This is a genomic window from Mucilaginibacter sp. (assembly GCF_039935595.1).
Taxonomy (GTDB): domain Bacteria; phylum Bacteroidota; class Bacteroidia; order Sphingobacteriales; family Sphingobacteriaceae; genus Mucilaginibacter.
The window spans coordinates 1-8,590 of record NZ_JBDTJZ010000035.1 but is presented as its reverse complement, the minus strand read 5'-3'; the positions used below and the strand labels follow the sequence as shown (position 1 = coordinate 8,590).

Below are 8,590 nucleotides of genomic sequence, written 5' to 3'. Positions count from 1 at the left end.
GCATTTTGGCTGGCAATAGTGCCTCCCGGATATGCCAAGCCAACGCAAAAAGCAGACACCGTATCAACAGCCGGCGTTACTTTTACCGATATACCTACAGCCGCAGATAGCATCGCCACAAAAAAGCTGGAAAAAAAGTCAGCGCAAAAGTTAAGTACTCCGGCCACGTCAGTTGCCGCCGAAAAACCAAAAACGCTTTGGGAAATTTTTATCGCGGGGCTTTTAGGAGGGTTTGCGGCGGTTTTAATGCCTTGTATTTATCCATTACTGCCTTTAACCGTTAGTTTTTTTACCAAAAAAGCAGGTTCGCGCACAAAAGGGGTATTACATTCCTTGTTATACGGATTATCCATCATCGTAATTTACGTGGGGTTGGGTTTAATCATCTCTATATTGTTTGGATCGGATGCGTTAAATGAATTGGCTACAAATGGCATATTTAACCTGTTTTTCTTTTTACTGCTCATTGTATTTGGCATATCCTTTTTGGGCGCTTTCGAGATAACCTTGCCAAGTGGCTTAGCCAATAAACTGGACGCTAACTCAGACAAAGGCGGACTTATGGGCATATTTTTCATGGCTGCCACATTAGTGGTTGTATCATTTTCATGTACCGGCCCAATTATTGGCAGTTTATTGGTACAGGCAGCATCCAAGGGCGACAGGCTTGGGCCAGCTATAGGTATGCTAGGCTTCTCATTGGCGCTGGCACTACCATTTACGGCGTTCGCCTTGTTTCCTTCGGGGTTAAAGAGTTTGCCAAAATCGGGCGGGTGGTTAAATAGTGTAAAAGTTGTGTTGGGCTTTTTGGAACTGGCTTTCGCGCTTAAATTTTTATCAAATGTTGACCTGGCTTACCATTGGAACTTGCTTGACCGCGAAGTGTTTTTATCACTTTGGATAGCGATTGGATTGCTGATGAGCTTATACCTTATAGGCAAACTCAAATTCTCGCATGATAGCGATCTGCCTTATTTATCAGTGCCACGTACATTTATAGCTATTATTGTTTTTGCCTTTACCATTTACATGGTACCCGGTTTATGGGGCGCGCCGTTAAAATCAATCAGTGCCTTTTTACCACCACCCGCCACACAGGATTTTGATTTGAGCAATAATATTGCTGCTCCGGCAACTACAAAAGGCAGCACCATACCCATCAAACAAAAAAAATACGAAGATGTGTTTAGACGCGGAAAAGTTAAAGGGTTAGATGCATGGTATGATTATGAACAAGCGCTGCAAGTATCAAAAGAACTACACAAACCCATAATAATTGATTTTACCGGCTGGAACTGTGTTAACTGCCGAAAGATGGAAAATGACGTATGGTCAGACCCTGCAGTATTTAAACTTTTGCGCGATGATTTTATTTTACTGCAGTTGTATGTTGATGATAAAACCGAGCTTTTGCCGCAAGAACAGTTTATTTCTGCTTACAGCGGCAAAAAAATTACTAATTTAGGCGGCAAATGGAGCGACCTTGAAGCCGACAGGTTTGGTGCAAATTCGCAGCCTTTTTATGTAATGTTGGATAGTGACGGTAATTTGCTAAAAGATAAAAACGGAGCGGAAATACAACCATCTCCGGCAGATTATAACATAAGCAGTTACCAAAAATTTTTAGAGGGCGGTATAAATGCCTTTCAGCATAAATAATGACACAAATAAAAAAAATAGGGCTTTTAACATCGGGGGGTGATGCCCCTGGGATGAATGCGGCAATAAGAGCGGTTGTACGAGCCGCAATATATTATGAATTGGAAGTTATTGGTATACGACGTGGCTTTGAAGGCATAATAAATGACGATTGTTTCCCAATGGACCGTAAATCGGTGTCCAATATCATCCAGCGCGGGGGCACAATTTTAAAATCGGGCCGCAGCGAGAGATTTGCCACCCCCGTAGGCCGAAAGCTGGCTTTTGAGCAATTGAAAAAAAATGGCATTGAAGCTTTAATAGCAATTGGCGGTAATGGAACATTTATAGCTGCTGATATTTTTGCCAAAGAATACAACTTCCCGATTATAGGTTTACCCGGTACCATTGATAATGATTTGATAGGTACTGATTTTACCATAGGGTATGATACTGCTATAAACACGGCTATTGATGCTATTGATAAAATAAGGGACACTGCCGAGTCGCACGCGCGTTTGTTTATTGTAGAAGTAATGGGGCGCGATTCGGGGCTTATTGCATTGCGTACAGGTGTCGGCGCGGGTGCCGAAGCGGTTATTATTCCGGATACCAGCTCTAACCTTGATGCTTTATATCACCGTTTAGAGTTTGGCCGTAAAGACAAATCATCACGTATAGTATTGGTTGCCGAAGGCGAAGAACCCAATGCCGCTTTCGAAATTGGCCGTATGGTAAAAGAAAAATTTCCAAATTATGATACCCGGGTATCTGTATTGGGCCATATACAGCGCGGTGGCAAACCAACCTGTATGGACCGCGTGCTGGCCAGTCGTTTAGGTGTAGCAGCGGTTGAACGTTTATTAGAAGGAAAGTCTGGCGAAATGGTGGGCCTGGTGCATGGCGAAATTACCTACACACCGTTAGAAAATGCAGTTAAGCATCATATAACCATAAACCCCAATTTTTTAAAGATAGTAGAGATACTCTCATTATAAACCAAAAGGGTTTAGATATTACTCAATATTTAGGTCTGTAATAAATGTTCTATCCACAATTTGGTGGATAACGGTATCTATTTCGGTACTTACGGTGAATAAATGATCAATAATTTCTTTGTTAGCGGGATTGCTAAAATTATCTTTATCCAAAACTGTTATTAATCCCAGCATACTGGCTACCGGCCTGCGCAGATCGTGCGAGCTTAACGTGGCGATATGTTTAAGCCTGTTATTTTGCTCAATTAATGAATTTGCAGCTTTAAGCCGCTCTGTAATATTGCGTGAAAAACAGCCGACACCTATAATTTCGCCCTCGGCAGTATAAATAGGATTAAAATGCGTTTCGTAATAAACGGCTTGTTGAGTAAGCGGATTAATTGTTTCTTTGGTTATATAATATTTCTCTCCCTTTAAAGCACGGTCATAATATAGTTGCCATTCATTTACCGTTTCTTGATTATAAGCTTTAACAAGCGCTTCAGAAAAAGGCTTTTTTCCTGTTTGGGGCACCACACCTGTTTGGGCCCGCAAAACTTCTTTGAATGCTTTGTTTATATAAAGGTATCTGCCGTCCCTGTCAATAGACCATACTAAGTCATCAGTATTATCAATAAGACCTTCCAGGTTGTTGCGCGTTAAAGTTATTTCGCGTTCGGCCATTTTTTCGTGGGTTATGTCCTGACCAATGCCTTGTATCTCGGTTACATCGCCTTCATCATTAGTTACTGAAATAAACTCCCATTTGGTATCATGTATATTGCCCCCTTTGTCACGTTTTTTATGGGTGAGTTTAATAACCTTACCAGGTTGAGTAAGGCATTCTTGAAACGCTATCTCGCATTTAACCAGTTCTTCAGATATGGTTATTGCAGAAAAATGTTTACCTACAAGCTCATTGGCTTTAAAACCAAATACTTTTAAAAACTGGCGGTTAATAAAAGTAAGGTTGCCATTGGTTGCAATACGTATTAAAAAATTGGTTTGCGAGTCAATGAGCGAGTTTAAAAATTGCTCTCGTATTTTAGCGTCTTCCTGCGATTTGATTTTTTCGGTAACATCTGTGGCTATAATTATGCGGCAGTCATAATCAGGACAATTCATTTTGCGGCCGCTTATTTCGGCATAAATGGGGTTTCCTTGTTTGTTTTGATGCTTCCACACACCGGCATAAACAAATTCATCGCGTTGTTCATCGGCTGTTTTGGTTATCAAATATTCATTAAACTTTGCCAGGTTAAAGCGCGGTCGTATATCGCTGATGGCCATACCCAGAAACTCCTTTTCGGTATAACCATAGGATGTTATAGCAGCATTGTTAACTTTTAATATACGCAATGATGGTATCTCATAAATCCACATCGGATTGGGATTATGATCAAACAACACGCTAAAATCAGTAAGCATATAAGGCTAAGAAAATGGTAGATACTATATAAAAGTAAATAAACTTTTTGGGGTTATAATGCGGTATTGTACTATTTGCAGATAAAATTTTTATATAAATATATTTTCTTACCTTTGCAACCCCGCTGAACTAAACTCCGGGGATAATGTTGAACACATAAACAATAAAAAGAATGGCAACTAAAATCAGATTGCAAAGACACGGTAAAAAAGGAAAGCCTTTTTACTATATTGTAGTAGCGGATGCACGCGCACCAAGAGACGGACGTTTTATTGAGCGTTTAGGTTCATACAACCCAAACACCAACCCTGCAACTATTGATATTAATTTTGATAAAGCTTTAAGCTGGATAAATGATGGTGCACAACCAACAGATACCTGCCGCGCTATATTATCATACAATGGTTTGTTATACAAAAAACACTTACAAGGCGGCGTTAAAAAAGGCGCATTAACCCAGGAACAGGCAGATGCTAAATTTGCTGAGTGGACAGATCAAAAACAAGGAAAAATAACCGGTAAAAAAACCGACTTAACATCTGCAAAAGATGCGGCACGTAAAGCTGCTTTAGCTGCCGAAGCTGTTAAGAAAGAAGAAAAAGCCGCTGCAATTTTAGCTAAAAATACACCACCGGTAGAAGAAGTGGAAGTAGAAGAAGCACCAGTTGCTGAAGCTGCTGTAGAAGAAGCTCCGGTTGCTGAAACTGCTACTGAAGAAGCTCCGGCTTCTGAAGAAACTCCTGCTGATAGCGCAGAATAATTATATTAAAAACATTATCAAAAAAGCGGAGCAGCCGGTAGGTCCTCCGCTTTTTTATTTAAGAAAACTTCTGGATGAAAATAGAGGATTGTTTTAAAGTAGGAAGCATATTAAAAACCAAAGGTTTAAAAGGCGAAATGCAGCTATATGTTGATTTTGATGGTTTAGCCGATATCGATTTTAATGCCCTGTTTATTGAGATAGCCGGTAAGCTGGCCCCCTTTTTTTTAGAGTCCATAAAATATCAGCAAAAAAACGCCTACATATACCTTGAAGATATAGATACCATTGAGAAGGCGGCCCCGCTGGTAAAAAAGGATATATACCTGCCTAATAAATTAAAGCCCAGGAAAAGAAAAGCGGAGTTTACTTTAAAAGATCTGCAAGGATTTACCGCTATAGATGAGAATGAAGGCGCTCTGGGCGTGATTACCGCCATACATGAATACCCGCAACAATTAATAGCCGCTGTTACCTATAAAAATTGCGAAGTGCTTTTCCCGCTTAATGAGGAGATAATTACCGGTATTGATGTGGTTAAAGAAATACTTACTGTTGATTTGCCCGAAGGATTATTGGAAATTTATTTGGATTAGCCCCCTATCCCCCTGAAGGGGAAACTATTGAAAGCATAACCAATCACTAACTTCTAAACACTAATCTCTATCTTTGCGCCATGCGTTTTGATATCATTACTGTATTGCCCGGTTTATTAGAAAGCCCCTTTGCGCACTCTATTTTGCAGCGGGCGCAAAAAAAAGGTATTGCCGAAATACATGTGCATAATCTGCGCGATTATGCTGCCGGCAAACAAAAAAGTGTTGACGATTACCCCTATGGCGGCGGCAGCGGCATGGTAATGACCATAGAGCCATTTGCGGCGTGTATAGCACATTTAAAAGCCGAACGTGAATATGATGAGATCATATTTATGACGCCGGATGGCGAAACGCTAAACCAGCCTATTGCCAATCAACTCTCCATCAAAAAAAATATCATTATACTTTGCGGGCACTATAAAGGTATTGATCAGCGCATTCGCGACCTGTTTGTAACACGCGAAATATCTATTGGTGATTATGTACTTTCCGGTGGCGAACTACCTGCGGCCGTATTGGTGGATACGGTGGTGCGTTTAATTCCGGGTGTATTGTCTGACGAGACGTCAGCGCTATCTGATTCTTTTCAGGATGGGCTGCTGGATGCCCCGGTTTATACCCGCCCTGCTGACTGGAACGGACATAAAGTTCCGGATATACTATTAAGCGGCAACACCCCCGAAATTGAAAAGTGGCGTTTTGAGCAAGCGGTTGAGCGCACCAAACAACGCAGGCCAGATCTGTTGGATGAATAATATACCGCCCGATAGCTTCGATTTTAATAGTTAAAATATAGGCTACACTTTTTTGTACATTTAAGTTGCAACGTAAATGCCAATGCTGCATTATACTAAAGCGACATGAACCCACAGCAGGAAAGATATCTTATTGAACAATGTCATAAAGATCCGCAAGCGTTTGGGCAGGTATTTGACCTTTGGTACAAACCAATTTTTGGGTACATCATGCGCCGCACAGGCAATTACGACCTGTCAAAAGATATTGCCGCCGAAACATTCTTAAAAGCCTTCTTGAAAATTAATGGTTTTCAATGGCGCGGTATCGGCCTTTCCTCATGGTTATATCGCATTGCCACTAATGAGCTTAATCAATATCATCGCGCCAGCAAATACAAACCACAATCATTACAACAGTTATTGGAGGACCCGCAGATGGAGAAACTGCTGCATCGGGACGTTGACGATGAACGCGAGGTAATAGAAATGGAGATAAAAGCACACGACGAATATAACTTGATACGTGTGAACCTGCTAAAGCTGGATATTAAATACCAGGAGGTAATAGCATTGCGCTATTTTGAACAAAAAAGCAATTCACAGATAAGTGAGATACTGGATAAAAATCAGGGAACGGTAAAGTCGCTCCTTTCCCGGGGATTAGAAAAGTTGAGAAATTTGATGTAACCCGGTGCAACCAAAACAACAAAAAGCATTATAAGTGTAATGAATATGGAAAATGAACAAAATTTTTTAGATCAAATGGAAAATCTTAAAGTGCCTGATGTTGACACTACGCCCCATCAGCAAAAAATTAAAATAACCATCATGAACGCGGAGCGATCTGCAGCATTGGGTGTATGGCTTATAGCCGTACCTTGTTTTTTTTTATTCTGCGTTATTATGTATTATGCTTTTCATATTAAAAGCAGTTGGTTTGGCGCTATGTATAAATTAGTAACAGGCCTTAGCAAAAACCCATACATTGATTTTTTAGCACCTGTTGTATTATTGATATTGCCCATGATAACTATTATTATAAACACATTGGCCATAACACATGTGCATTATGAAAAACGAACTATTAGCCAACTAAAATACAGCGAATTAAATATCACTGTAAAAATTAAATGGCTCAATATATTATTGATACTAATAAGCCTGACCATATTACTTATATTATTAAGCTTTGCAATGACTGAAAACATCTCTATACAAAATTAACAACATGGAACATAGAAAAGACCTATCAAAAGTGCAGATCAACCTTAATTGGTTTACTCGAAGGGGAGTATTTTATTGGCCCGTTTCAATAATGGGATGGTTCATTATGATATTAGCTATAGCCTTTGCCATTTACAGGTTTATGGCTATTGATAGCCAATCACACTCGGTAAGTGATACCTTAATAAACTTTGTTTTTAATTTATTACTTATCGGCGCGGCTTATGCTGTAATTGCTTATTTTACTGAAAGTAAAAAAAATGATCATCAATAGTTGGGTGTATTAAAAAAAGTAAAAATCAACTTTTTATTATTAAAAAAATTCCCTATACTTGCAATCCGATTTTTAGGGGCTAAAAATCGCTTTTAAAGCTTAAAATCATGGATTTAGTAAAATTTGTAGAAGAGCAAACAGTAACAGTTAACAAATTCCCGTCATTTAAGGCAGGTGATACTGTAAGCGTACATTATAAAATTAGAGAAGGTAACAAAGAACGTATTCAGGTTTACCAGGGTGTGGTTATTCAACGTAACAGCGTTGGTGTTTCTGAAACCTTTACCGTACGTAAAGTTTCAAATGGCGTTGGTGTTGAGCGTATCTTCCCAACCAACTCACCAAATATTGATAAGGTTGAGGTAAACAGCCATGGTAAAGTTCGCCGCAGCAAACTATATTACCTGCGTGCGCTTACCGGTAAAGCTGCCCGTATCAAATCAAAAAGAGTTTAATTACAACAATATAAAAAAAAAGCCTTTCTGTTTTTCAGTAAGGCTTTTTTTATGGATATATATTATCGTATTGGCAGTCAGCAGTATTAATTAGTAAAAAATTTTGTTACTAAAGGCTAATAATACATATATTGTCATTTATATAATGTATTTTCACGTGTTTTAGGTATAATCACTACAGCTCAAACTATTAACCCTACAAAGAACCTTAATAAAATAATAGTATGTTACTATCACAATCTTTCTCCAGTTTAATTGAAAATAATAATTCTGCGTTAAATAATACATCTGCAGATTTACTGAACGGACTGAAGGTATTTCATAACAATCAATGGTATATATGCGGTAATTTGGCGCTTTATGAGGGCCAGGCTCCGCATAAACTGATCAATTCGTCGCCCAACGATCTTGACTACCAATTATTGGTTAAGGCAGCTATGTTATTAGTGGCCGATTCTGTTGAGCAACCCCTAACTATTACAACAGGGTTCCCTTAT

11 protein-coding genes are annotated in these 8,590 nt (G+C 39.3%); 10 read left to right on the top strand and 1 reads right to left on the bottom strand.

Annotated elements, in window-relative coordinates:
* Window positions 1–9 precede the first annotated feature (9 nt).
* The gene (locus ABI367_RS02050; RefSeq protein ID WP_462231489.1) at window positions 10–1,659 is read left to right on the top strand and encodes a protein-disulfide reductase DsbD family protein; all 1,650 of its coding nucleotides are present in this window, start codon (window positions 10–12) and stop codon (window positions 1,657–1,659) included.
* Window positions 1,659–2,636 carry a 6-phosphofructokinase gene (gene pfkA / locus ABI367_RS02045; RefSeq protein WP_462231487.1) on the top strand — a complete coding sequence of 326 codons (978 nt, stop codon included), beginning with the start codon at window positions 1,659–1,661 and terminating at the stop codon, window positions 2,634–2,636. The genes ABI367_RS02050 and pfkA overlap by 1 nt, the downstream gene beginning before the upstream one ends.
* 18 nt (window positions 2,637–2,654) lie before the next feature.
* Here pfkA and ABI367_RS02040 read toward each other — a convergent pair whose 3' ends face one another.
* Window positions 2,655–4,043 (bottom strand): PAS domain S-box protein, encoded by a 1,389-nt coding sequence (locus ABI367_RS02040; protein ID WP_462231485.1) that lies wholly within the window; start codon window positions 4,041–4,043, stop codon window positions 2,655–2,657.
* Between the two features lie 173 nt (window positions 4,044–4,216).
* Here ABI367_RS02040 and ABI367_RS02035 point away from each other — a divergent pair, with 173 nt between their 5' ends.
* The 8 genes from ABI367_RS02035 to ABI367_RS02000 all read left to right on the top strand — a co-directional run.
* Window positions 4,217–4,804: a 30S ribosomal protein S16 gene (locus ABI367_RS02035; protein WP_462231483.1), complete on the top strand. Its 588-nt coding sequence runs from the start codon at window positions 4,217–4,219 to the stop codon at window positions 4,802–4,804.
* Between the two features lie 74 nt (window positions 4,805–4,878).
* Complete coding sequence (rimM, locus tag ABI367_RS02030; RefSeq protein WP_462231480.1) at window positions 4,879–5,400, top strand: ribosome maturation factor RimM; 522 nt, start codon at window positions 4,879–4,881, stop codon at window positions 5,398–5,400.
* Window positions 5,401–5,480: 80 nt separating this feature from the next.
* Window positions 5,481–6,158, top strand: a complete 678-nt coding sequence (gene trmD, locus ABI367_RS02025) for a tRNA (guanosine(37)-N1)-methyltransferase TrmD (protein WP_462231478.1) — start codon at window positions 5,481–5,483, stop codon at window positions 6,156–6,158.
* A gap of 105 nt (window positions 6,159–6,263) precedes the next feature.
* Window positions 6,264–6,827 carry an RNA polymerase sigma factor gene (locus ABI367_RS02020; RefSeq protein WP_462231476.1) on the top strand — a complete coding sequence of 188 codons (564 nt, stop codon included), beginning with the start codon at window positions 6,264–6,266 and terminating at the stop codon, window positions 6,825–6,827.
* Window positions 6,828–6,872: 45 nt separating this feature from the next.
* Window positions 6,873–7,364 (top strand): hypothetical protein, encoded by a 492-nt coding sequence (locus ABI367_RS02015; protein WP_462231474.1) that lies wholly within the window; start codon window positions 6,873–6,875, stop codon window positions 7,362–7,364.
* A gap of 4 nt (window positions 7,365–7,368) precedes the next feature.
* A complete protein-coding gene (locus ABI367_RS02010; protein WP_462231472.1) occupies window positions 7,369–7,638 on the top strand; it encodes a hypothetical protein in 270 nt (89 codons plus the stop codon).
* A 107-nt stretch (window positions 7,639–7,745) separates the two neighbouring features.
* Complete coding sequence (gene rplS, locus ABI367_RS02005) at window positions 7,746–8,093, top strand: 50S ribosomal protein L19 (protein WP_462231470.1); 348 nt, start codon at window positions 7,746–7,748, stop codon at window positions 8,091–8,093.
* A gap of 224 nt (window positions 8,094–8,317) precedes the next feature.
* A partial coding sequence (locus ABI367_RS02000) for a hypothetical protein (RefSeq protein ID WP_462231468.1) occupies window positions 8,318–8,590 on the top strand: 273 nt, incomplete at its 3' end.